Source organism: Paraburkholderia caffeinitolerans, from assembly GCF_902859945.1.
GTDB lineage: Bacteria > Pseudomonadota > Gammaproteobacteria > Burkholderiales > Burkholderiaceae > Paraburkholderia > Paraburkholderia caffeinitolerans.
The window spans coordinates 1-25,082 of record NZ_CADIKL010000014.1 but is presented as its reverse complement, the minus strand read 5'-3'; the positions used below and the strand labels follow the sequence as shown (position 1 = coordinate 25,082).

At 62.6% G+C, this 25,082-nt stretch carries 23 protein-coding genes; 15 read left to right on the top strand and 8 right to left on the bottom strand.

Going from position 1 to position 25,082, the window contains the following annotated elements; genetic code table 11:
* Positions 1-68 precede the first annotated feature (68 nt).
* On the top strand, positions 69-305 hold the full coding sequence (locus HV773_RS15930; RefSeq protein WP_377729329.1) for a hypothetical protein: 237 nt from the start codon (positions 69-71) through the stop codon (positions 303-305).
* Positions 306-450: 145 nt separating this feature from the next.
* Here HV773_RS15930 and HV773_RS15925 read toward each other — a convergent pair whose 3' ends face one another.
* The 4 genes from HV773_RS15925 to HV773_RS15910 all read right to left on the bottom strand — a co-directional run bounded on the left by HV773_RS15925 (position 451) and on the right by HV773_RS15910 (position 4,317).
* Positions 451-1,245 (bottom strand): SDR family NAD(P)-dependent oxidoreductase, encoded by a 795-nt coding sequence (locus tag HV773_RS15925; protein ID WP_377729327.1) that lies wholly within the window; start codon positions 1,243-1,245, stop codon positions 451-453.
* A 106-nt stretch (positions 1,246-1,351) separates the two neighbouring features.
* Complete coding sequence (locus HV773_RS15920) at positions 1,352-2,128, bottom strand: GntR family transcriptional regulator (protein WP_175195357.1); 777 nt, start codon at positions 2,126-2,128, stop codon at positions 1,352-1,354.
* A 111-nt stretch (positions 2,129-2,239) separates the two neighbouring features.
* The gene (locus tag HV773_RS15915; RefSeq protein WP_175195355.1) at positions 2,240-3,235 is read right to left on the bottom strand and encodes an HpcH/HpaI aldolase/citrate lyase family protein; all 996 of its coding nucleotides are present in this window, start codon (positions 3,233-3,235) and stop codon (positions 2,240-2,242) included.
* Between the two features lie 29 nt (positions 3,236-3,264).
* A complete protein-coding gene (locus HV773_RS15910) occupies positions 3,265-4,317 on the bottom strand; it encodes a MaoC family dehydratase (protein WP_175195353.1) in 1,053 nt (350 codons plus the stop codon).
* Between the two features lie 262 nt (positions 4,318-4,579).
* Here HV773_RS15910 and HV773_RS15905 point away from each other — a divergent pair, with 262 nt between their 5' ends.
* The 13 genes from HV773_RS15905 (at position 4,580) to HV773_RS15840 (ending at position 21,186) form a co-directional block, all read left to right on the top strand.
* A complete protein-coding gene (locus HV773_RS15905; protein WP_175195351.1) occupies positions 4,580-5,746 on the top strand; it encodes an acyl-CoA dehydrogenase family protein in 1,167 nt (388 codons plus the stop codon).
* A 31-nt stretch (positions 5,747-5,777) separates the two neighbouring features.
* A complete protein-coding gene (locus HV773_RS15900; protein WP_175195574.1) occupies positions 5,778-7,130 on the top strand; it encodes an MmgE/PrpD family protein in 1,353 nt (450 codons plus the stop codon).
* A gap of 44 nt (positions 7,131-7,174) precedes the next feature.
* Positions 7,175-8,416 (top strand): CaiB/BaiF CoA transferase family protein, encoded by a 1,242-nt coding sequence (locus HV773_RS15895; protein WP_175195349.1) that lies wholly within the window; start codon positions 7,175-7,177, stop codon positions 8,414-8,416.
* Between the two features lie 39 nt (positions 8,417-8,455).
* A complete protein-coding gene (locus HV773_RS15890; RefSeq protein ID WP_175195348.1) occupies positions 8,456-9,370 on the top strand; it encodes an SDR family NAD(P)-dependent oxidoreductase in 915 nt (304 codons plus the stop codon).
* A 39-nt stretch (positions 9,371-9,409) separates the two neighbouring features.
* A complete protein-coding gene (locus HV773_RS15885; protein ID WP_175195346.1) occupies positions 9,410-10,579 on the top strand; it encodes a thiolase domain-containing protein in 1,170 nt (389 codons plus the stop codon).
* Position 10,580: 1 nt separating this feature from the next.
* Positions 10,581-10,979, top strand: a complete 399-nt coding sequence (locus tag HV773_RS15880; RefSeq protein WP_175195344.1) for a Zn-ribbon domain-containing OB-fold protein — start codon at positions 10,581-10,583, stop codon at positions 10,977-10,979.
* 127 nt (positions 10,980-11,106) lie between these two features.
* Complete coding sequence (locus HV773_RS15875; protein WP_175195342.1) at positions 11,107-12,339, top strand: acyl-CoA dehydrogenase family protein; 1,233 nt, start codon at positions 11,107-11,109, stop codon at positions 12,337-12,339.
* Positions 12,340-12,440: 101 nt separating this feature from the next.
* Positions 12,441-14,552, top strand: coding sequence for an acetate--CoA ligase family protein (locus tag HV773_RS15870; RefSeq protein ID WP_175195340.1), 2,112 nt, complete (start codon positions 12,441-12,443; stop codon positions 14,550-14,552).
* Between the two features lie 203 nt (positions 14,553-14,755).
* Positions 14,756-15,817: a porin gene (locus tag HV773_RS15865; protein WP_175195338.1), complete on the top strand. Its 1,062-nt coding sequence runs from the start codon at positions 14,756-14,758 to the stop codon at positions 15,815-15,817.
* A 50-nt stretch (positions 15,818-15,867) separates the two neighbouring features.
* Positions 15,868-17,313 carry an MFS transporter gene (locus tag HV773_RS15860; protein ID WP_246282283.1) on the top strand — a complete coding sequence of 482 codons (1,446 nt, stop codon included), beginning with the start codon at positions 15,868-15,870 and terminating at the stop codon, positions 17,311-17,313.
* A gap of 192 nt (positions 17,314-17,505) precedes the next feature.
* Positions 17,506-19,560 (top strand): alkyl/aryl-sulfatase, encoded by a 2,055-nt coding sequence (locus HV773_RS15855; protein ID WP_175195336.1) that lies wholly within the window; start codon positions 17,506-17,508, stop codon positions 19,558-19,560.
* A 7-nt stretch (positions 19,561-19,567) separates the two neighbouring features.
* Positions 19,568-20,089, top strand: coding sequence for a hypothetical protein (locus HV773_RS15850; RefSeq protein ID WP_175195335.1), 522 nt, complete (start codon positions 19,568-19,570; stop codon positions 20,087-20,089).
* Positions 20,090-20,187: 98 nt separating this feature from the next.
* On the top strand, positions 20,188-21,186 hold the full coding sequence (locus tag HV773_RS15840; RefSeq protein WP_246282282.1) for an Nramp family divalent metal transporter: 999 nt from the start codon (positions 20,188-20,190) through the stop codon (positions 21,184-21,186).
* Positions 21,187-21,327: 141 nt separating this feature from the next.
* Here the strand turns inward: HV773_RS15840 and flhC are convergent, their stop codons facing one another.
* A complete protein-coding gene (flhC, locus tag HV773_RS15835; protein ID WP_175195333.1) occupies positions 21,328-21,930 on the bottom strand; it encodes a flagellar transcriptional regulator FlhC in 603 nt (200 codons plus the stop codon).
* A gap of 10 nt (positions 21,931-21,940) precedes the next feature.
* Positions 21,941-22,261 carry a flagellar transcriptional regulator FlhD gene (flhD, locus tag HV773_RS15830; protein ID WP_175195331.1) on the bottom strand — a complete coding sequence of 107 codons (321 nt, stop codon included), beginning with the start codon at positions 22,259-22,261 and terminating at the stop codon, positions 21,941-21,943.
* A 666-nt stretch (positions 22,262-22,927) separates the two neighbouring features.
* On the opposite strand from flhD, the gene HV773_RS15825 reads away from it, so the two are divergent.
* Positions 22,928-23,386 (top strand): universal stress protein, encoded by a 459-nt coding sequence (locus HV773_RS15825; protein WP_175195329.1) that lies wholly within the window; start codon positions 22,928-22,930, stop codon positions 23,384-23,386.
* Positions 23,387-23,413: 27 nt separating this feature from the next.
* On the opposite strand, the gene HV773_RS15820 is transcribed toward HV773_RS15825, so the two are convergent.
* Positions 23,414-24,727, bottom strand: coding sequence for an MFS transporter (locus HV773_RS15820; RefSeq protein ID WP_175195327.1), 1,314 nt, complete (start codon positions 24,725-24,727; stop codon positions 23,414-23,416).
* Positions 24,728-24,742: 15 nt separating this feature from the next.
* A partial coding sequence (locus tag HV773_RS15815) for a peptidylprolyl isomerase (protein ID WP_175195325.1) occupies positions 24,743-25,082 on the bottom strand: 340 nt, incomplete at its 5' end.

Here is a 25,082-nt window from a genome sequence, read left to right as displayed (position 1 = left end):
GGCGCAACGACCGGGTTGCGCGTCCGGTGGCAGCAAGAAATGGCAATATCGATAAGGATTCCGATTAAATGAATAAAGGAATGGATGGCAAGGTGATGATCGTGACCGGTGCGGGCACGGACGCGGCGCCTGCGGACCACGTCGTGGCGGAGATCCAGGCGGCAGGCGGGCAGGCTGTGGCGAGCAAGGACAGCGTCGCCGAGTGGGCCAGCGCGCAGCGCGTAGTCAGTGCGCGGTCGATCCGTGCGCTTGCAGCAGACGGCGGCACCTTCGTGCGCTATCCGGTCGTGATGGAAGGCATGTGAATCCGATGCTGGTGGTTCGCCGAGTGCCGGCGCGATGCCGGAGGCGTGGGCCGCAAGAGTAGCGCAGTGATGAACGCCGGCCGCGTGGAAGAAAAGCGCGGCCGGCCGGAGCCTTGATGGATTGCTGCGGGATGGCAGTGCCAGCTTACTGGACGTTGCCGGCCACGGCGATGGTTTGACCCGTGATGTAGTTCGACTCGGGCGAGCAAAACAGATACACGCCGCCTGCCGCCTCTTCAGGCGTGCCGCCTCGTCCGAGCGGGTTGCGCTGCGCGTGGGTCTTGAGCATCTCGGCGTTCAGGCCGACGCGAATGTCGCGGCCCTCGATTTTGACCGTTTGGGCGGATTCCGTGCTCACCGTCATGCGAGTGTGAATCAGGCCGAACGCCACCGCGTTGACGTTGACATTGAAGCGGCCCCACTCGCGGGCGAGCGCACGCGTCATCCCGATCACGCCAGCCTTGGCCGACGAATAGTTCATCTGCCCCGCGTTGCCGTTGAGCGCCGACGTCGAGGAGATGTTCACGACTTTGCGGTACACCTCGCGGCCCGCCTCCTTGTCGGCGGCATGCAGCGCCTTGATGTGCGGATACGCGGCGCGCAGGATGCGGAACGGTGCCGTCATGTGGCAGTCGAGGACGGCGTACCACTGCTCGTCGCTCATCTTCTGGATCACGTCGTCCCATGTGAAACCAGCGTTGTTGACGAGGATATCGATGCTCCCGAACGTGCTCATGGCCGTGTTGACAAACCGCTCGGCGAAGTCGGGCGCCGTCACGTTGCCTACGCAGGCTACGGCTTGCGCACCGCTGGCCTTGAGCGCTTCGACCGCCTCTTGAGCGGGCTCCGGGTCGAGGTCGTTGATGACGAGAAATCCCCCCGAAAACAGGGGGCGAGATGGTGCAAGACGTCCGGTACTTCGCAGCGCAGGAGGCCGCAACCTGAGCGACGGCAATCTGGTGGTGAGGAAGCGGTGAGGGGAGTTGAGGGGGGGCAGGCGGAATGTGGTGTCTGCAAGTTACTCGAGCCAGCCAGCAGACCGCGACTCAAAGCGGCGCTTTGCTTCGCTTCAACTGCGACGCGACGGACACCCGGTCGGCGGGATAAATCGTGTCGGTGATTTCGAGGATTTTTCCCGCTGCGTCTTTGTAGTGGCGCACGAGCCTCAAGCCAGCCGATCCGGCTGCTACGCCGAGCACGCGGGCAAGCGGCACTTCGATCAGGGTCGCCGTCACGACCTGCCGGATTTCTGCAATGACCTGGCCGGCCTCTCGCTCGATCAGGAAACTGACCAGCACTTCGGGATTGTTCCGAACCGCCTTCGCGATGCGAGCAAGCGTCACATCAATGTAGATATCGGCCCAGGCCACAGGCGTTCGTCCCTTCCTGACGTCGACGCGGGTACCGGCAAACAGCAGCCATTCGCTACCGACCGGTGCTTCGAGGCGCCGAGCGGCGGCACGATCCAGCGTGACCCGGTGCTCGTTCTCGATGGCCCGCACTTCCGTTGCCGCGACTCGCACGAGATCCTCCGCGGTTCCGAACGACTGCGTATACGCGGTTTCCGGATTGGCGCTCTCAACCAGCGTGCCGACTGACTTCTTGCGCGTGATGTAGCCGAGGTCCTGTAGCAGCTTGAGCGCGGCGCGTACGGTATGACGGCTTACGCCGCGCTGCTCGGCCAATTCGTGTTCGGTGGGCAGCAGGCTGCCCACCACGTGGCGCCCAGCCACGATGTCCTTGACCAGCGCGCTGGCCAGTTCGGCGTAGCGTGTGGACGAGCCGGGTGAATCGATCTGGTTGCCTTTCGAGGTGGCGCGCATGGGCTACTGTGTTGGTGCGTAAGTCGGGCGTGGCTATCAATCAGGGAGCTGATTATACGCGCGTCGAGTCATCGCCCCGGGCGCAGGCCAGCGCCGGCATCGCACAGGCGTTCAGTCCTGGAAGAACCGCTGCATGGCTTCGGCTGGCAGCGCCATCCCAGTGATTTTCGCTTTTTCAAGCACGGCCCAAAAATAGCGATAGGTTGCGCGGTCGTGCAATTCGCCCTGGTACTGGATTGGACCCCAGCCGGCGTTCTGCGCGGCAATCAGAATCCCGGACGCATCGGCCACTTCCGTGAGGTCCGGACGCATGGCATTGACGATAGGTGCGATCTGTGCCGGATAGATGCTCCACATCCGTAGAAAACCAAATTCGTTGCGGGCGCGGGCCGCGTCACTCGCGATCGCTTCAGCATTCTTGAGGTTAAGACACACGTTATGCGCGGGCACGATGCCATTGGCCAGCGCGGCGGCCACGATGTCCGCCTTGGCCCGCGCAAGCAGCGCATGCTCGAACTGGCCCGGGCTGCGCATGGCCATAGCGGGTATGGCGCCGTGATGTCCGCTGACGAAATCCATGAGTCCAAAGTCCAGCACTTCGATATGCGGCAAGGACGCGATGTGAAAGACGTCGCGCAACGCGCCATGTGTTTCAATCAGGGCATGAATCGGGATCGCGCGGCTCGTTCCCGCCCTGCGTGCCGCGTTGCCGATATAGTCGATCACCTCTGCGACCTGCTCATGATGGGTCGCTTTGGGGATCGTGATGTAGGCGACTTTTTCCGCGGCTTCGCCAACGATGATGTCCACGTCCGCTCGCCAGGCTGGATGCGCAGGATCGTGGATGCGCGCACCCGCTCTGCCGAATCGGTTACGCCCCGAATTGATCATGCGCGCCACCATCGCAGCATGCTCGCGCTCCTCGCCGGTGACGGCGCCGTCCTCGCAGTCGCAGGTAATGTCAAAAACAGGACCGTACTCCACGTGCAGGTCCATCGCCTTGCCGATCAACTTTTCGCTGCCGGCGAAATGCTCGCACGCTGCAAGGACCGGGAATGCCTTTTCGCCGGCAAAGAGCGCGTCGCGCGGATGCGTGGTAGCAGCCATGAGATTCTCCGATAACTGGAATGGGTGAACTATCTGGGAATGGCAATCGTGTAGTCGAGATCGAGCACGACATGCTCCGGATGGATGGGCCGTGTCCCCCCCGCGTCGGGAAATGCAATCGATGACGCGGCAGCATTCTTGACGCCGATGGTACGCAGGCGGAGTCCGCCAATGTGCCCGAGGCCGAGGTCGATCTTGTCCAGTACCATGGTCGAGCAGGCGATGGTGTCGCCTGCGTAGGTCGGGTTGACGTGACTGCCGCCATTGATCGCCAGGATCGACAGACCGTTCTCCAGCCCGTCATACGCCAGCGCCTTGCAGATCGACATGACGTGACCGCCATAGACCAGCCGCTTCGTGCCCCTCGCGGTCGCGGCGAAGCCGTCAAAGTGTGCTTTTGCCGTGTTCTGATATAGGCGCGTGGCGATGCTATGGTCGCTCTCGTTGACGGTCATTGCACCCGGATGATCGATTCGTTCGCCAGCCGCGTAGTCGTCCCAAAGCGCGGACACACCGGTCATGGAGCCAATCTCGCGCACCCGTGCGCTGTAGTCGCCACAAGGCAGACGCTCAGTCGGTACGCTGGCATTCAGCGTGGGAACGACGGCCTCGCCGCAGGGCGCGCCAGGGTCGCGCTTGTGCACCATCACCCAGCGGATCCACGTCAGCACGTTCAGTCCGAGTTGATTGCTCGCTGTCGAACGCACGTAGACCACTCCGGTCTTGCGGCTGGCGTTTTCCTTCAGACCGAGGATCTCGGTCTCCACAGTCAGCGTGTCGCCTGGATACACGGGAGCGAGGAAACGGACATCCGAGTAGCCAAGGTTGGCCACGGCATTGAGCGAGATGTCCGGCACCGTCTTGCCGAATGCCGTGTTGAACACCAGTAAGTCTTCCAGTGGGCGGCGATCGAAGCCTAGCCGCTGCGCGTTGGTCTCGGCGGTGCAGAGCGCCGTACGGCTGCCGGTAAGTCCGATATAGAGGCTTCGATCGCCTTCCGTCAGCGTCCGCGGCGTGGCATGACGAATTCTCATGCCCACGCGAAAGTCTTCGAAGTAATTTCCCGCCCTGTCCTTGCGCATCGCTCTCCTCCGGTCAGGAATTCTTGATCGCCGCTCATCGCGAATGGTTAAAATGTACGTACATAATGGCGGCCTGATCGAACCGTGTCAACCGGCACTTCACCGTCGCGCATGAGCGTTTTTGCTTGGCCGCGCTACAGCCACCCGATTTGGGGGGGTGGGAAAAACCCGCGTGTCACTTATCACCGTGACGTTGCTAATATGTACGCACATAGTCATCGATCAAACTCCGTAAGGCAAACGTCAAAAAGGGGCAGGCCCAGTGCAAAAATTGACCGAAGAGCGCCGCATGATCCAGGAAGCCGCGCATCAATTCACGATGGAACGTGTGCTGCCGATCGCTAACAAACTCGATCCGGAAAAAGGTCAGATCCCGCGCGAGCTGATCGAAGCGATGGGCGAGCTGGGTTACTTCGGCATCCTGATTCCCGAGGAATACGGGGGGCTCGGCCTTGGTGCATACGAGTACTGTCTCGTGGCGGAGCAACTGTCGCGCGGCTGGATGAGCGTGGGCAGCCTGATCGCGCGTGGCAACGGCTTGATCGGCGCCTTGAAAAATCTGTCGCCGGAGAAAAAAGCCGAGTATTTGCCGCGCATGGCTCGCGGCGAATTCCTCGGCGCATTCTCGCTGTCGGAGCCGAATGCGGGCTCCGACGTGGCGAATATTTCTTGCCGCGCAGTGCGAGTCGGCGACGAGTGGGAGATCACCGGCAGCAAGTATTGGTGCACGTTCGCGGACGAGGCCGACTTCATCCTCGTCATCGCGCGAACCGATCCCGTGATCGACCCGAAGGCTCGCCACCGCGGCCTCTCCGCCTTCATGGTCGAGAAGCCTCGCGGCCAGTTGCCCGAAGGGGTCAAGGGCAGCGTGATTCCCAAGATTGGCTACCACGGCTGGACTACCTGGGAACTGGCATTCGATGGCTGCCGCGTACCGGACTCGATGAGGGTGGGAGAAGAGGGCAAGGCCTTCTATCTCGCCACCGCTGGCCTGGAAACGGCACGCGCGCATACCGCGGCGCGCTCCATTGGTCTCGCCCAGGGCAGTCTGGAGGACTCGCTGCACTATGCGCGCGAGCGCGCCCAGTTCGGTTCGCCGATTGGCAACTTCCAGGCTATCCGCTTCAAGCTGGCCGACATGGCCACCCAGATCGAAGCTTCACGCGCGCTGTTGTACTCGGTCTGCGAAAAGATCGACGAAGGCGAGCGCTGCGACACGGAAGCGGCCATGGTCAAACTGTTCGCGAGCGAAATGTCGGAGCGGGTCACGAGCGAAGGTCTGCAGATCCATGGTGGCGCCGGCTACACGACCCACTTCGCGGCGGAGCGTTACTGGCGCGATGCGCGCCTGACCAAAATCTTCGAGGGCACATCGGAAATCCAGATGCGGATCATTTCCGACGCCATGCTCGGCAAGATCGCAGCGTAACCGCCAGGGGCTCTCGTTGAATCCATCCACATTGCAAACCTCAGACGGGGTCACCGCACAGGCGGCTCGCTTTGCCGTCGACCGGTCGATCGAATTCCCGGAACACGCGCTCGATTTCGCGAGGCTCTCGTTCTACGACTATTTCGCCGTCGCGTTGGCGGGTCGGCATGAACCGGTCAGCAAAATCGCACGCGAACTGGTGACGCGCGAAGGCGGCACGCCCGAGGCCAGTGCGTTCGGCATCCGGCAGCGCGTGCCGGCGCGCGCTGCCGCCTTGTTGAACGGCACGGTCGGGCACGCGCTCGACTACGACGACACCCATTTCGCTTTCGTGGGTCATCCAACAGTCGCCGTCCTGCCCGCGACACTGGCTATTGCCGAGCAGCAGCAGGCCGATGGCAACGCCTTGCTTGAAGCGCTCCTGTGCGGCCTCGAGACCACCTGCCGGGTGGGCGCCTGGCTGGGGCGCGCGCACTACAACGCGGGGTTTCATCAGACTGCGACGTCCGGTGCGTTCGGCGCGACGGCGGCATGTGCTCGGTTGCTGGGGCTCGACGCCACGCAGGCTGCCCATGCGCTTGGCATTGCGGCTACCCGGGCGTCCGGACTCAAATGTCAGTTCGGCACCATGGGCAAACCGTTTCATGCGGGCATGGCGGCCGCGAGCGGCGTGGAAGCCGCCACGCTCGCCTCGCTGGGTTTCGTCTCGCGGCCCGATGCGATCGAATGTGCGGGCGGCTTCGCAGCCAGCCACGGCGCGCGGCAGGACAACGTTGCCGGGCCATTCGACGGCCTGCCACAACAGTTCCGGTTCGTCGACGTGCAGTACAAATTCCACGCCTGCTGCCACGGTACCCACCCGGCGCTGGAAGCGCTGCTGGCGTTGCGTGCCGGGCACGACGTGAAGCCTGCGGACGTCGCCGCCATCAGCCTTCGCATCAACCCGCAATGGCTGCCGGTTTGCTGCATTGAGCAGCCTCGCACCGGACTCGAAGCGAAGTTCAGCCTTGCGTTCACTGCGGCGATGGTACTGGCCGGTGTCGATACGGCGTCGCTACGCTCGTTTTCGGACGCGGCGTGCACAGACCCCGCCCTCGTCAGCCTGGCTCGACGCACCTCGATTCATGCCGATCCAGCCGTCGCCGATACCGCATGCCGCGCCACCATCGCGACGCATGCCGGCGCTTGTCTCGAACACACGGTCGAGCTCGCCGATGCCATGCCGTACACGCGACAACTGGCCAGGCTGAGAACCAAGGCCGCGGCCCTGATCGGCGAGGCACCGGCGAAGGAACTCTGGGACTTTGTCGCACAGTTGCATACGTTGCCGGCGCGTGAGCTCTATGCGCGCATCCATGCGCTGATGAGCCCGGCCGCAGCGTAGCCCCGCCGCTGCGCAACGATGCAGCACGAAAACGGAGACAACAGATGGAAGACCGTATGCAGGCATCGCGCCCCCTGACAGGCGCGCTCGCGGGACTTCGCGTGATCGATCTGACGCAGATGCTGGCCGGCCCATTTTGCACGCAGATCCTCGCCGACCACGGCGCCGAGGTCATCAAGGTCGAGCCGATGAGCGGCGACGGTACCCGCATCAACGGCCCGTTTCGCGAGGACGACTCGCTGCGCGAATTCGGCGGCTATTTCCAAAGCGTCAATCGCAACAAGCGGTCGATCGCCGTGGACCTGAAGACGACTCATGGACTGGAGGTCGTGCGCAGGCTGATCGACGGCGCCGACATCGTAGTCGAGAACTTTCGCACCGGCGTGATGGAGCGGCTCGGCCTGTCGTATGAACGGCTGCGCGAAACGAATCCGCGTCTGGTCTACGGCGCGGTACGCGGCTTCGGCGACCCGCGCAGCGGCGCCAGCCCGTATGCGGAGTGGCCTGCCTACGACGTGGTATCCCAGGCCATGGGGGGCATGATGGGCATCACCGGACCGGACCACGATACACCGACCAAGATTGGCCCGGGCGTGGGCGATACGGTACCGGCGCTGATGCTGTGCGTCGGCATTCTCGCCGCCGTGCATCGCGTTCGCGAAACCGGCGAAGGCCAGTTCGTCGACGTGGCGATGACCGACTGCGTGCTGGCGATGTGCGAGCGCATTGTCTACCAGACTTCTTATACCGGCATCGTGCCTGCGCCCGAAGGCAACCGCCATCCGCTGCTTTGCCCGTTCGGGCTGTTTCGCGCACGTGACGGCTGGGTGTCGATCGCCTGCGCGCACGATGGTTTCTGGGAGAAGCTCGCTTTGGCGATCGGTCGTCCGGAACTGGTCGTCGATGAAGCGTTCGCCACGAACGCGGCGCGCGTGCAAAACGCGTCACGCGTGGTCGAGGCGATTGAGGCGTTCACCCGCGTTCGCACCAAGGAAGAGCTGGCGCGATGCATTGGCGGCAGCGTGCCGTTCGGGCCCGTCTATACGTCGGCGGAAATCTTCGACGATCCGCACTACGGCGTGCGCGAAATGCTGGTCGAAGTCGAGCAGCCGGGCTCCGCGATGCCGGTCAAGATCGCGGGCGTGCCGATCAAGTTGAGCGGCACGCCAGGCGCGGTCCGCCACCGTGCGCCGCTGCTCGGCGAACACACCGACGGAATCATGCGCGCTGCCGGATACGGTCCGCAGGACATCGAACACTTGCGAGGCCTGGGCGCGATTCGCTAGGTCTTTTGTAATCAACCGGTTGAAAAAGGAGCGAGACAAATGAATTCATCCTTGCAGGGCAAGGTCGTCGTGGTGACGGGCGCGGGTGGTGGAATCGGGCGCAGTGTTGCCCTCGCCATGGGGGCAGCCGGTGCAAAAGTCATCGTCAACGACCTCGGCGTTTCGATGTCGGGAGAGGGCGGCGACCCGGGGCTGGCCCAGCGCGTTGTCGACGAGATCCGCACCGCCGGGGGCGATGCGGTGGCAAACCAGGATAGCGTCTCAACGTGGAACGGTGCACACGCCATCATTCAGTGCGCCCTCGACAGGTATGGCCGCATCGACGCTGTGGTCAACAACGCCGGAAACCTGCGCGACCGCATGTTCTTCAAGATGAACGAGGAAGAGTGGCGTTCAGTGATCGACGTGCACCTGAACGGCACCTTCTTCATCAGTCGTGCGGCCGCCAATCATTTCAAGGACCAGGAGAGCGGCGCCTACATCCATATGACGTCGACTTCGGGCCTGATCGGCAACCTGGGACAAGCCAACTACGCCGCCGCCAAGCTCGGCATCGTGGCCCTGTCCAAGTCGATCGCACTCGACATGGCCCGCTTCAACGTGCGCTCCAACTGCATCGCCCCGTTCGCGTGGAGCCGCATGACCAGTTCCATTCCGTCGGCAACGCCGGAAGAGCAGGCGCGCGTAGCGAAGCTGCAAAAGATGGAGGCCAGCAAGATCGCACCGATGGCCGTGTTTCTCGCGAGCGACGCCGCGCGCGATGTGAGCGGCCAGATATTCGCCGTGCGCGCCAATGAGCTGATGCTGATGAGCCAGTCGCGGCCGCTGCGCTCGGTGCACATGAGCGATGGCTGGACGTCGGAATCGATCGCGGAAGTTGCCGTGCCCGCGATGCGCAACAGCTTCTTCAAGCTGGAGCGTTCGCCCGACGTCATCAACTGGGACCCGATCTGACTGGCACAACGCACCCTCTGACCCATCGGAAGAACGAGCATGAGCATAAACGGCAAGGCCTATATCGTCGGGGCTTACGAGCACCCGACCCGCAAGGCGCCGGACAAGACAGTCCCGCAATTGCATGCCGAATGCGCGAAGGGCGCGCTCAAAGACGCGGGCCTGTCCCTGCATGATGTCGACGGCTATTTCTGCGCCAGCGACGCGCCGGGCCTCGGCCCGGTCAATATGGTCGACTATCTGGGCCTGAACGTGCGTCACGTGGATTCCACCGACATGGGCGGATGCGTCTATCTCGCACATGTTTCGCACGCGGCGCAGGCCATCGCGGCAGGCAAGTGCAATGTCGCGCTGATTACGCTGGCGGGTCGCCCACGCTCCGAAGGCTCCACCGGCACGCAGGCGCGCAACTTCGGCAAGGACTTGCCGGACTTGCCCTTCGAGACGCCGTTCCAGCCGCTGACAGTCAACCTCTACGCCATGGCAGCGATGCGTCACATGTACGAGTTCGGCACGACCAGCGAGCAACTGGCGTGGGTCAAGGTGGCCGCCTCTCACCACGCGCAGCACAACCCTGATGCCATGCTGCGCGACCTGGTCACGGTGGAAGACGTCCTGGCTTCGCCGCTGGTTTCCGATCCGCTGCGCCGGCTCGACTGCTGTGTCGTGTCCGACGGCGGCGGTGCATTGGTCGTGACCCGCCCGGAGATTGCCGCCACGCTCGCGCGTCGTGCAGTCAAGATCCGCGGCGCCGGTGAGGCTATCAAGGGTCAGCTTGGCGGCAAGGTCGACCTGACCTGGTCGGCGGCGCAGCGCTCCGGCGCAGCCGCCTTCGCCGAAGCGGGTGTGACGCCTGCCGATATCAAGTACGCCTCGATCTACGACAGCTTCACCATCACGGTCCTGATGCAGCTCGAAGACCTCGGCTTTTGCAGGAAAGGAGAGGGCGGCAGATTCGTCGCCGACGGCAACCTGATTTCCGGTATCGGCCGGTTGCCCGTCAACACCGATGGCGGCGGCCTGTGCAACAACCATCCGGCCAACCGTGGCGGCATCACCAAAGTCATCGAAGCGGTGCGGCAATTGCGCGGCGAGGCGCATCCGGCGGTACAGGTCCCGAACTGCGACCTGGCGCTTGCTCAGGGAATGGGCGGCTACCTCGGCTCGCGCCACGGCAGCGCCACCTTGATCCTCGAACGGGAGCAATGACATGACGTCCCCTTACATCCCGCGCGCGCTGAAGGCGCCGGCCGAACTGCCCGACAGTGCCGAATTCTGGCAGGCCGCGCGCGAGGACCGGTTGCTGGTGAAGTACTGCGATGACTGTGGCAAGCCCCATTGGTATCCGCGCGTGCTGTGCCCGTTCTGCATGGGCACCACCCACTGGAGAGAGGCGAGCGGCCTCGGCACCATCTACACGTACAGCGTCACGCGCCGGGCCGGCCCCACCCCGTTTTGCATCGCCTATGTCGCGCTGGACGAAGGGGTTTCGATGATGACCCATATCGTCGACTGCGATCTCGATTCGCTGCACATCGGGCAGAAAGTGCGGGTCAGGTTTTCGCCGACGGACGACGGCCCACCGGTGCCGACCTTTACGCCGGTATGACGAGTCCGTGCTGACGAACGCCTGCCCGATGCATGCGTGGCGCGCGTTTGCCTGCCGGACAGGTGTTGCCCACTGACAGCGGCCCGACCATGCACCGACCGCATAACAGAGACAAGGAGGCATTCCAATGAACTTCGACGTACCTAGCGAATGGGTTGATTTCGGCGACGCGCTGATCCGCTTCGTCGACCGTGAAGTGGCGGGACTCGAACAGGAACACCGCGCCCTGCTTGGCAGCGAACGGACCCTCTATGGCGAGGACGGCCGCTACAGCCCCGCGGTGCTGGCCCTGCGCCGGCAGGTCCGCATGCGTTCGGCCGAACTGGGTTTCTATACCGCGCTCGCCGACGAATCCCTCGGCGGCGGCGGGCTGGGCGCGCAGGCAGCCGTCTATATCCAGGAACGTCTGAACGCGCACTGCGGACCGGGACGCCATCTGGTGCAGACCGTCGTGCTGCCGTCGCCCTTTACGAACGGATTGTCGCCGGTGCTCCGGCACCTCGACCCGGCCGTGCTGGCAACCTGCCACGCGGCACTCGCCAGCGGCGACAAGACTATGTGCTTCGGCCTGAGCGAACCGGATGCAGGCTCCGATGTCTTCGGCATGCGCACCCGCGCCGTGCGCGACGGCGACCACTGGGTCATCAACGGCAGCAAGCAGTGGATCACCAACGCCCCCTACGCGGATTACGCGATGATCTTCGCCGTCACGGACGAAGAGAAAGCGCGTGCGCACCGCGGCGGCATTACCGGCTTCTTTTTGCGCACCGATACGCGGGGATTCTCGGTGCCGGGTGTGATTCCGGTCATGGGGCATCTGGGCGCCGAAATCGGCATTGTTGCGCTCGACAACGTGCGGGTGCCCGATGCCCAACGTCTCGGCCCGGTGGACCGCGGGCTGTCCGTGGCACTCGACGGCGTCAATGCCGGACGCCTGAGCATGGCGGCGTCATGCCTTGGTCTGGCGCGCTGGGCACTGGACCAGGCGCTGGCCTATGCGCAGGTCCGCAAGACCTTCGGCCAACCGATCGCAGAACACCAGGCCGTGCAGTTCATGCTGGCGGAGTGCGCGATGGACATCTACGCCAGCAAGTCCATGATCCGGCATTGTGCCTGGCTAATCGACGAGAGCCGGCCCGCCACCAAGGAAGTGTCGATCGTCAAGGCATCGGCCACTGAAATGGTGGGCCGCGTCATGGATCGCGCCATCCAGATCCACGGCGGCATGGGCCTTACCAACGAGCTGCGACTTGAGGCGGGTTATCGTTGGGCGCGCACCATGCGCATTCCCGACGGCACGTCCGAGATTCAGCGCCGCACCATTGCTCGCCGGTTGCTGGAAGGCGACGCCACGTTCTGACGTCGGCAGGATCGCCCGATTGAATTGCGAAAGCAGGAGCCGCAGAGGGGATCTCTCCCGAACGGCTCCCGATGAACGTTCACGAACCCGGATACAGATTCATGACCACAAGCACTCCTATCGACTGTCTCCTGAATCCACGCTCGGTTGCCGTCATTGGCGCGTCGGACGACGCAGCCCGCATTGGCGGACGACCGATAGCCGCCATGCTCAAGCTGGGCTTCACCGGGCGCATCCTGCCGGTCAACCCGAACCGGCGAGAGGTACAGGGCCTGCCCGCTTACGCTTCGATCGCCGATCTGCCTGAAGTGCCGGAGGTCGCGATCGTGGCGGTGCAGGCAAGCCTGGTGCTGGAAGCCGTCAGCGCGCTGGCGACGCGCGGCGTTCGCGTGGCGATCCTGTTCAGCGCGGGCTTTGCCGAAACCGGGGCCGAAGGCGAGGCATTGCAAGCCGAAGTGGTCGCCATCGCGCGGCGCAGCGGCATGCGCGTGCTCGGACCGAACGCGCTCGGGATCATCAACCTCCACAGCGGCTTTATCGGTAGCTTTGCCTCAAGCATCTTGCTCGGCCAGATACGCACAGGTTGCGTCAGCGTGGTCAGTCAGTCCGGTGCCTACGGCGGCCATCTGCTAAACGCGGCTCGGGCTGCGAACATTGGACTGTCTACCATAGCGATGACCGGCAATGAAGGGGACCTGACGCTGGGCGATATGGTCCGACTGCTGGTCGACGACCCGAACACCGGCGTGATTGCCCTTTATGCCGAAGGTATCAACGACGGCGAGGGGCTGGTTGAAGCGCTTCAGGCCGCGCGCAGCGCACGCAAGCCGGTCGTGATGATGAAGGTCGGCCGCAGCGACGTCGGCAGCGCAGCGGCGCGCTCGCATACCGCTTCGATCGCCGGTAACGATGCGGTAGTGGATGCCGTGCTGAACGAACTCGGCGTAGTGCGTGCACGCACCACCGAGGAATTGCTTGACATCGTGCGCCTCGCCGCGCGCGGCGTGTACCCGGTGGCCAATACGCTTGGCGTCATTACCGTCAGCGGCGGTGCCGGCGTGATCATTTCGGACGCAGCCGAAGACCTCGGCTTGTCGCTACCGGAAATGCCGCGCGCGGCGCAAGAGAAACTGCTCAAACTGCTGCCATTTTGCGCGCCGCGCAATCCGGTCGACACCACCGCGCAGTTCGTCAACGATCTGTCTCTTATCGAGCCGTTCGCCGAGACGATGGTCGGCGAGGGGGGGTATCAGGCTGTCCTCGGATTCTTTACCTACGCCGGCGCGACGCCATCCGTAGCGCCGCGTCTGCGGGAGCAGTTGGCCGCAGTGCGTGCCCGCCACCCGGACCGCCTGTACGTACTCGTGCTTCAGGGCCCGGGCGACGTGCTGCGCGCCTATGAGGAGGATGGCTTCACGGTCTTCGAGGATCCGACGCGCGCTGTGGTCGCCATTGGCGCCATGAGCCGTTTCGGCCGCGCCTTTGCGCAAGCGCCGCGGGCAGCACCACAGGCGTTGCCGCCGGTGGTGCTGCCGGCCGACACACCGAACGAATTGCAGGCCAAGCGGCTCCTTGCTGGCGCCGGAATCGTCAACGCGCCGGAACGCGCGTGCGCACAGCCAGAAGATGCAGTGGCGGCCGCTCGGGAGATCGGCTTTCCGGTGGTGCTGAAAATCCTTTCGCCTGACATTCTGCACAAGTCGGACATTGGCGGCGTGCTTCTCAACGTGGGCGATGAAGAGGCAGTGCGCGCGGGCTTTGCCACCTTGCTGGCACGCGCCCATGAGGCCGCACCGCAGGCCCGCCTGGAAGGCGTGCTGGTGGCCCGGCAGATCACTCAGGGCGTGGAATGTGTCATGGGTATCCAACGTGACGCCGTATTTGGTCCGGTCGCGATGTTCGGAATGGGCGGCGTGTTCGTCGAGATTCTCAATGATGTCGTGCTGCACCGCTGCCCATTCGACGAAAGCGTGGCCGAACAGATGATCCGCTCGATTCGTAGCTCGAGCCTGTTGCTCGGCGCGCGAGGCCGGCCTCTGGCCGATATCGCCGCGCTGGCGAAAATGCTGTCGAAGCTCTCGCAGTTCGCGGTGGCGGCAGGACCCAGGCTGCTATCAATCGACCTCAATCCGGTCTTTGCGATGCCTGACGGAGAAGGTGCGTTTGCGGCCGATGCCGTGATCGAACTGGCAGCACCGACGAAAAATGGGTGATCCCCAAAAGGAAAGCCGTGTCGCGTCTTGACGGTCACCGTCGACACCAGAACTTCCCGTGCGGCTGAGTACATCGGCCTACCCGGACTGAATCTTCAACCGCTGAGCAGTAAGGCGTTGCTATCGAACTTCATGGGGTAACAGCAGAAATGCCGGAATTTTTTAAATAACATAAGTACAACGAAGGAATGGAGACGGATGTAATGAATAGAACACTTCTGGCATTGGCACTGATGGGAGTGACGAGCGGAGCGGCATATGCGCAAAGCTCCGTGACCTTGTATGGCGAGCTCGACGCTGGCTTGCTTTACACGAACAAAACGTTAGCCCCGACCACTGGGGGCAATGCCGGTTCCAACTTCTCGCTGATCGATGGCGGGCGCGCTCCTTCGTTCTTCGGCTTCACCGGAACGGAGGATCTGGGCGGAGGGCTCAAGGCAAAATTCAAGATCGAAAGTGGGATCAACGTGGCCAACGGCGGCCTCAACAATTCGAACGGCAATCAGTTCGGCCGACAGGCCTGGCTCGCTCTCGACGGGAATTTCGGGGAGTTCAAGGCGGGGCTGCAATTCTCGCCGTTCTTTCTGGCCGTCGACGAGTCGGATCCGCGCGCCTTCTCCCTGTTCGGCAGCGGCGCGTTGCCCTACGTCAATAGCGCTATCGGTACGGGCATCTTCAATTCGAATGCAGTCTCCTATACCACGCCGCGATTCGCCGGACTCCAGGGCAGGGCGATGCTGGCGCTGGGCGGGTCGCCAGGCGACTTTCAGGCAGGCCGGCAATATTCATTTGCCGTGAACTACGAACACGGCGGCCTGACGGCCAACGCCGCGTTTTACGACGGTAATGCCGGAGGCACAGCCAACACGCCCGTTCCAACCAATCTGGGCTTCGAAGGCCGCATGCTCGGCGTTTCCTACGCGTATGGCCCGGTCATCGCCAAGGCATCGTTTGTCAACTACAAGGTCGCCGGTTCGGCTAACAACAATGTCTATGGCGGCGGGCTCACTTATTACGTGTCGCCGGCTTTCGATGTCAACGGCGGCGTCTGGGTAACGAGCGACCGCGACCATACTACGAATCACTCGGTGCTGGCTGCCTTGGGTGCCGAGTATTTCCTCTCGAAGACGACTTCGCTCTACGCCCAAGTCGGACTGGTGGACAACCACGGAGCAATGGATACCGGGCTTAGCATCACCGGCGCCTTGAATGAGGTGCCCGGCACGACAACGGGAGCGGACATCGGCATCCGACACACGTTCTAGCGCCGCATCGACGTACAAGCTGTCAGGTCCGCGAAAGCGTCCAATGGTGTATGGCCGCTCATTTGCTCTATGCGCCACGGACGATGGCATCTCGACAGCACCTCGAAATCAACAGCAAACAAGAGCAGGAGACAGGAATGCGTTCAGCGCCGCAAACAGTAGACGTCAAGCAATTCATCGACGACCGTCCGGTCTCGCTATACCAATGGTTCGTGATAGCAGTATGCTTTCTGATCCTAACGATCGATGCTTATGACGTTGTCGCGATCGGCTTTGCAGGACCGTCATTCATCGGCGAGTGGCATATTACGAAAGCCCAATTAGGCACCGCGATAAGCGCCGGCGTGCTGGGGATGACAGTCGGAGCGCTGCTCGGCGGCCCCCTCTCTGACTGGACCAGCCCTAAACGGGTATTGATCGTCATGCTGATGACGTCGGCAGTCGGAAGTATTCTGACTGCATTCGTCGGCGGCGTTGGTGCCCTCACCGGACTGCGCTTCGTCACCGGCATCGGGCTCGGCGCGGCTATGCCCGTGGGTTTGACACTGGTGCACGAATACGCCCCCACTCGCCGTGGTTCGCTACTCGTCAATTTCGTGAATTGCGGTGTCATGCTGGGTGCGGCGGCATGCGGTGTCGTTGCAGGCATCGTGATTCCGGTCTATGGCTGGGGAAGCATCTTCATCATCGGCGGCGTGATACCGCTCGGCCTCGCCATCGCCGCGATCTTTGTGCTGCCCGAGCCGCTGCGATTCATGGTGTCGCGAAACTGGCCAGCGCAACGCGTTGCCGCCGTGATGCGAAGAATTGCCCCCGACGTCGCCTTCGACAGCAGCCACTTCGTGCTTTCGGAGGACGAACAATCACAGAAGAAAGTGGGCGTCGCAGTTATTCTGTCACCGGGTTTTCTGTTCGGTACATTGATGCTGTGGTGCGCCTATTCCTCGGCCTGCTTTGTGTTTTACCTGCTCAACGGCTGGATGCCGCTGTTGATTCGGGACAGCGGCGCTACCCTCAGTCAAGCTTCATTCATTACGAGCCTGTACCCGCTAGGCGGCGCGCTCGGCGCCCTTTGCCTGGGATGGTTAATGGGTAGATTCGAAAAGAACACCGTGGTTGCAATCGCTGTTGCCGGCGGGGGAGTGGCTCTCTGGATTCTTGGCGGACAAAAGGGTAACCTCGGCCTCCTCGCGGCAAGCACATTCGCGGCGGGTATGTGCGTCAATGGCGCGCTGATGTCGATGGCCTCTCTGGCTGCGACGTTCTATTCGAGCAGCGGCCGCACGACGGGAATCTCCTGGATGAACGGCGTCGGCCGCTTCGGCGGCATGTTGGGTCCTCTTGCAGGCGGGCTCATGCTTAAAGCCAACGTCGATGTCAGCACGATGTTCGCGCTGCTCGCCGTGCCGATGCTGATCCAGGCCGCCGCATTGCTGCTGAAGCGCTCAGCAGCAGCTCGCACGGGCGCGCTCGAATACCCATCGAACCTTGCCTGAACCAACGCATCCAAAAGACGCTTTTTGAACGTCTCGTCTGCCTCGCGCCTCGCGCGAGGCAGGAGTGATTGTTGCGGAGTGTTCTTGCATCGCCCTCTGCGCTGCGATGCAAAGTTTGAGATTGACCTTGCCATAAGCCCCTGCTATCACTTAACGAATCTGTCGCACGAGTAACCGCCTGGAGAAACGCTCATGTCGGATAAACGCGCACCGGCTGGTCCCGCTACACGCAGAGCATTCCTGAAAAATGTCGCTGTCGCCGGGGTGGCGACAGGCCTCGGTTCAGTCGGGGCTGATGCATTCGCTCAGACGGGATCGTCCGCAAGCCCCACCGGCATTGGGGCAAAGCCGCCCACCCGGGCCACGCTCGATGCGAACGCGGCTTACGCGAAATTCCTCAATTTCGCCGATGCTCAGGATTTCGAGGATGCCAGGCACGGTCTTGTCGCAACGCTGCCCGAGCCCGTGAAGATTCCAGGTAACCAGGGAGGCTATGCCTGGGATCTTTCACAGTTTTCGTTCATCACGGGCGGTCCGGAAAACAATTCGCCGGCGACCGTGAATCCCAGCCTCTGGCGCAATGCCAAGCTGAACATGAATCATGGCCTGTTTGCGGTTGTCGACGGCATCTGGCAGGTCCGCGGGTATGACCTTTCGGTGATGAGCATCATTCGTGGCGACAACGGCTGGATCGTCGTCGATCCATTCACCACTGAAGATGTCTCGTCGTTTGTCTGGAAGAATCTGGTCGTGCCGCATCTCGGCGAGCGTCCCATTACGCACGTCGTTTATACCCACAGTCACGCCGACCACTACGGCGGGGTTCGCGGCATTGTCAGCGACGACGATCTGAAATCCGGCAAGGTAAGGATTGTCGCGCCGGTGGCCTTTACTGAAGCGGCAGTCAGCGAAAACGTCATTGCCGGCAATGCGATGGGGCGCCGGGCATCGTATATGTACGGGATGTTGCTGCCGCGCAGCCCCGTCGGCACCGTTGACGGTGGACTCGGGAAGACGAGTTCCAACGGCGCGATCACGCTGATGGTTCCAACGCACTTCGCGGAGAAAACCGGGCAGCGGTTGACGCTCGACGGCGTTGAGTTCGTTGTCCTGATGGCTCCGGAGTCGGAGGCTCCCTCGGAGTTCATGTTCTATCTACCGAAGTACAAGGCGTTCTGTGCGGCAGAAGATGCGACGCATACCCTGCACAACCTCTATACTTTGCGAGGTGCCAAGGTCCGCGACGCACTGCTCTGGTCGAAGTACCTCCAGACTGCGCTCGACATGTTCGGCGACGACATGCAGGTGCTGTTCGCATCGCACTACTGGCCCACTTGGGGCAATGAGCGGATCGTCCCGTTCCTGCGCGCGCAGCGCGACATGTACCGCTATCTGCACGACCAGACGATGCGTCTTGCGAACGGGGGGTATACGCCTCGCGAGATCGGCGAGATGCTGCGCCTGCCGGATAGCCTCGCGAAGCATTGGTACTGCCGCAGCTACTACGGTACCGTCTACCACGACCTCGTTGCGCAGTACAACCTGCGTCTCGGCTTCTTCGACGGCGTGCCCGCGAATCTGCATCGTCTGCCGCCCGTCGAGTCCGCGAAACGCTATGTCGAATTCATGGGAGGGCCAGATTCGGCGTTGAAAAAAGCACAGGGCTCTTTCGACAAAGGGGATTACCGTTGGGTGGCGGAAGTCGTCAATCACGTGGTCTTCGCGGAACCGGATAACGTCGCCGCGAAACACCTGCTTGCCGACACCTACGAGCAGCTCGGTTACCAGTCCGAGTCGGCGAGCTGGCGCAATTTCTACCTGACGGGCGCGATGGAGTTGCGCAACGGCGTGCACAAGGTGCCGATCGGCAGCCCGGAGAATCCGGATACGATACGTGCGATGCCGCTCGATTTGTTTCTCGACTTCCTCGGCGTGCGCCTGAACGGGGAGCGGGCTGCGGGCAAATCGCTGACCTTCAATCTCGTGCTCACGGACACCAACGAGAAATACCTCGTCGGTGTCGAGAACTCCGCGCTGCACTATTCGAAGGGACGCACGTCCGGTTCCGCTGATGCGTCACTGACCATGACGCGCAACGACCTGAACAACGTGATGCTCGGCGCCGCGACAATGCATAACCTGGTGATAGCGGGTAGGGCGAAGATTGATGGGGATAGCCAGAAGCTCGGCGAGTTCGTCACCTGGCTCGACAACTTCGAGTTCTTCTTCAACATCGTGACACCGTAACGGGACCATGTGCGCAATCTGCAACTTCAAGATTGAATTCAGCGTCGGCCACCGGTCGGCGCTGTCCGTAGCAGTGGCAACCCGAAAGGCAATCGAGTCCGGTTGGGTCGAACCGCCCGGCGCTGTTCAAGGTGCGCTTGCCGCGGCACGCGTGCGCATGGCGTCCGTCGAGGCATTGAATCTGCTACAGGCACGTATCGAAGGCGCGCACGGCGAGGAGGCCCTGCTGGGTCTGCCCGACTTCTACGTGCTGCTCATCGAGAATGACACGTGGGGGTTCTTCCACGCAACGATGAACGGTTTCGATCCGGATATCGTGCCTGAGATACCCGATGTGTCGGCGACGGACGAGGAAAAGCGCAGCAATATCGTCGTTACGTCCGAGGTCGTGTTGCGCGGGTGGCTGGAGGGGCGTCTCAGCACCGCGAGGGCGATCGCGGAGTCGCTGCTCATTATCGATGCACCCTCAGCACACGTCGCCTCACTTAGCCGGATGTTCACCGCTGCAGAACGGGTCGCCACGGGTTAGTGTGTGGAGTCGCCCCCTGAAACACCGGACACCGTCTCCCACTTAAAATTACGGGTAGGCATAAGACTGTGTTTTTGGCTAACACCAGGCAGGAAGTGATGGATGTGTTGACGGGTCCGGAGCGTCGGCGACGCTGGACGGCGGAGCAGAAGCTCGCGATGGTGCGCGAGAGCTTCGAGCCGGGGAAATCGGTTTCGTTGGTGGCGCGCCAACACGGCGTGAACCCGAACCAGTTGTTCCATTGGCGCAAGCTGTACCAGGACGGGAGCCTGCCAGCGGTCAAGGCTGGCGAAGAAGTGGTTCCGGCCTCGGAGCTGGCCGACGCGCTCGCGTTTCATCTGCTGCTGGGTTGCTCGATGTTATGGGACGTGGTGCTCACCGCGTTCGACACGGTGATCGTGCTCGGCCTCAAGGACAAGAATTTCCGCACGCTCGAAGCGATCATGGCCGGCCTCATCGCCACCATCGGCCTCGGTTACGTGATCGAACTGGCGCTCGTGAAGCCGCACTGGCCCGCCGTGTTCGCGGGCGCGATGCCCTCGTGGCAAGCGATCTCGTCGAAGGAGCCGCTGTATCTCGCCATTGGCGTTCTCGGCGCGACCGTCATGCCGCATAACCTCTACCTGCATTCGTCGATCGTGCAGACGCGCGCCGTGAAGCGCGACCACGCGAGCCTCGCGCAGGCTATCGGGTGGTCGCGGCTCGACACGATCGTCTCGCTCACGCTCGCGCTGCTGATCAACGCGGCCATCCTGATTCTCGCGGCGGCGGCCTTTCATGCGACCGGCCACAACCAGGTCACCGAGATCGAAGACGCCTACAAGCTGCTCGCGCCCGTGCTTGCGCTGATTCCTGCGTTCGTGGGGGTGTGGCTGCTCGGCAATGGTGCGGTGGGCAAGCTGCCGGTCGCAAGCCAGGTGGTGCTGAGCCTGCAACTGCCGTTCGCGCGGTGGCCGCTCATCCGCATGACGAACGATCGCGCGCTGACGGGCGCGTTCGCGAACCGGCTGCCCACGCGGGTGATTGCGTGGCTGCGCTTCGCCGTGATCACGGCCGCGAATCTGTGGCTTGTCTGGCAGACGTTGGGCGGGACTTGAAGCGGAACTGAAGATGAGGGGAACGGCAGAAAGCGCTTCGCCGTCCGGCCCTCGTTCCGAGCGCCGGACGGTTTCGCGTCTAGTTTGATGCGTCCGGTTTTTTGAGCTTGCTCCGCCCGCCGGATCTTTGGTCTCCTACGCTTACGCAGCCTCGGCAATGCCATCCGGTGACTGCTCCGGAAGGTTGCGGTCGGTCTGCTCGGCGCCCCGTCGCGCTGCAGCGGCCTTTTTCGTCTTGCCCGCGCGCGAAGGCGGCTGGCATGCGCCACACACGACGTTGTGCTGCAAGTCGTGGCGGTGCGCGACGAACTTGCCGCTACAGCGGCAGCAAGGCGTCAACTGCAGAATATCGGCATCAAAAAACCGCACCAGGGTCCATGCGCGAGTGAGATCGAGCACCGGCTCGGTCCCGCTGTGGCTGCAGTGTTCCAGATAAAGCCGGAACCCCTTGGTGAGCGCGTCGAGATGCGAGCAACGCGCTTCATTCTTCAAAAACAGGTACGTGTTGTAGAACAGCGAAGCATGAATGTTCGCCAGCCACGTCATGTACCAATCCGCCGAAAACGGCAGCATGCCCTTGGGCGGCGACACGCCGCGGATCTCGCGATACAGGCGGATCATGCGGTCGCGCGAAAGCGAAAGCTCGCTCTCCAGCACTTGCATGCGCGCGCCCAGTTCGATCAGCGCGATGGCTCGAAAGACTTCTTGCGCGTCTTCTGTGAGGCTGCGCCGGTTCGTCGCCATGACCCGTTCCTCAGGCGAACTGCACAGCCGGCTGCCCTGCAAGCAGGATGGCCGTGTGCGTGGCCGCCACGTCGGCATGCCGGGTTGTCTGCGTGAGCGCGGACAGCATGGCATGGTCGTCGAAGCGGAACAAACAAAGGAGCTGGTCGGAAGCGGCCAGCTTAACGATCTGCGCGAGCGACAGACCGGAAAGCAGATCGGCCAGTTCCGACGACAGGCCCAGTCGGAACATACCGACCGGCTTGTCCTCGCGCAGCATGCGCTGCGCGAGCATCAGGTACGACAAGTTAATTTCGCGGATTGAATCCAGCGTCTCGCTGCTGCGGTCCATTTTCTTTTTTCCGAAGCCCCGATTAACCCCCCGGCGTTGTGCGCCGTTGTAACTTTTATGGCCCTTGGTCGGCCCGCTCATGAGTGGCGGTGCCTGACTTTTTGATACAACACGTTACAACTCGTAACATGTTGGAGCGAATTGTATGAGGGCAGATCCCAGAAATCAATCCCTGAGACGAAAAATAATCAGGCTGTTACAAATAAGTTCGGTAATTTTTTCTGTTTGCCGGATGGGAGATCCAGTGAGCATCCCGCTCTCCCTTTCTGGGCAAGGGATATCGCGTAAAGTGCAGTAATAAAAGGACTTTTTGGAGATGGCTCGAATGTATGCGCAATGGATTGAAGAAAGCGCTTTTATAGTTTTTTTCGAGCAATAAGATTGAAAGCAACCAGCGGAGCAGGTAATAAATTCTAGTTACAAACCCTATCTATCTGACAATTAGTTTGTAACAAGCGTATCGGCCCCTTGTAACGAGTTCTGTCTAATTGTGACAAATGAGGGCTTCGGAGGGGGCGTCGACGCGTTTTGTAACACGGTCCGGTTACACAACCCGAGCCATCGGAGGGGGCAAATGGGCTTTTCTGTCAATTTATATCACGACGTGATATAAATAATGTAACAGGCGAGCTCGGGAGAGCAGCAGGAGACACAAGGAGAAGTGAAATGGGCGCGTTCAACCGCATTCTGTTGTGTTACGACGCCACGCGGGAGGGGCGCCGCGCGCTGCGCGAAGGCAAGGATCTGGCGCTCGAATGTAAGGCGCAGACGCAGCTGCTGGCGGTGCTCGACCAGTCGCCGCTGCAATGGGGTACCGACATTGCGTCGGCGGTGCCCTATGAGGCCGCGGAGGCGGCTGCAAAGGACATTCTCGAAGACGGCGTGGCGCGCCTGAAGGCGCTCGGGCTCGAGGCAACGGGGAATTTTGCCGTGGGCCGTGCGATCGACGAGATCGCGCGTGCGAGCGCGTCGTTCAACGCCGACCTCATCGTGCTGGCCCATCACCGCAGAGGTCCGTTCAAGCGTTGGTGGGAAGGTCGCGACGACCGCAAGCTGCTCGACCGGGTGTCGTGCAGCGTGCTCGTGGTGACGGCGCCGGAGGCCGCCGAAGCGGCGGCCGCCTGAGCGCCTGAGTGGGGGCCAGCGTGCCTGCTAGCGCACGAGCACGCCGGCTTCCCGGGTCTGCTTGTCGCCGAGAATCGGCGCGCGCTTGACCTCGGTGATATAGATCACGATGAGCGAGACCCACACGACGCCGTAGAGCAGCATGAAGCAGCTCGAGCGGATCTTGAGCAGGTCGAGCAGCACGCCGAACAGAATCGGCAGCAGGAAGCCGCCCAGCCCGCCCGCGAGGCCCACCACGCCGGTCACCACGCCCATATTGGTGGGGAAGTCGTCGGCAACGTACTTGAAGGTCGAGGCCATCCCGAACGCCAGCACGCCGCCCAGCACGAACGTGAGCGCAACGAAGCCCGCGAGCGGCATGCTGATGTGCAGTGTCTCGGTGCCGTCGATGGTGTGAATCACGAAATCGGTGGCCGGGTACGAGAGAATGAACAGGCAGATCCACGCGACCCACAGGCCCCACCACGTGACGCTGTGTGCGCCGAACTTGTCGGCAAGCACGCCGCCCACCGCGCGCAACACCGATCCCGGCAGCGAGAAGCCCGCTGCGAACGCGGATGCCATCACAATCGACATCCCGTACTCGGCCTTCAGATATTGAGGAATCCACAGCGAAAGCGCCGTGAATCCGCCGAACGTAATCGAGTAGTACTGGCACAGACGCCAGACGCGCGAGTCGCCGAGCACCTTGAATGCGTCGAGCCACGAGCCGTTCGCCTTGCCCGCGCCTGGGTCGCGCGCGGAGCCCAGCCAGAAAATCACGGCGGTCACCAGCAGTGCGACCGCGTAGACGCGCGGCACGAAGCGCCAGCCGTAGAGCTTTTCGAGTTCGGGCGTCACGAACAGATTGACTGCGGCGCCCACGGTGCCCGCGCCGAAGAAGCCCATCGCGAAGCCGCGTTGTTTCGGCGGGAAGAAGCGCGCGACATAAGGCGTGCCTACCGCGAACGAGGCGCCCACACAGCCGAGAAACAGTCCGATGGTGAGGAATTGCCAGAGCTGGCTCGCATAGCTGACGATATACACCGGCACCGCGCAGACCACGAGCAGGATTGTCATGACAATGCGTCCGCCGAAGCGGTCGGTCCAGGTGCCCAGCGGCAGCCGCATCACCGCGCCGGTCAGCACGGGCGTTGCCGTGAGCAGGCCGAACTCGGTGCTGCTGAGCTTGAGCTCGTCGCGCAATTCCACGCCGATCACGCCGAACATCATCCACACCACGAAGCAGACGAGAAACGCGAGCGTGCTCACCAGCAGCACGGACCACGCCCTGGCGTCGGCCTGCGCGGGCGGGGTGTCAGCGTCGGCAGGTTTGCGTGCTGGAGCGTTGGGCTGAGTCATGAAGGGTCCCTTTGTTCACTGAACCAGCGGGCTTGTCGCGGCATCGACGGCGGCATTTTCGAGCGTGGCCTCGGAAGCCAGAATCGATACGTATTGTTGAATGGCCTTGTGGCGGACCCGCTCCGCAAGATAGCGCGCGATGTCGTCGGCGACGTCCTCGAACGCAACCGGCTGGCCCGCCACGCGCCGCTCGATGCGCACGAGGTGAAAGCCGAAGCGCGTGCGTATGAGACGCGGCAGCAGGCCTTCCTCGGCGTGGTCGAACAGCGCGCTCTCGAACTCGGGCACGGTGTCGCCGCGCATCAACTGGCCGAGGCTGCCGCCCACGCCCGCCGAGGGGCAGTTCGACAGTTCG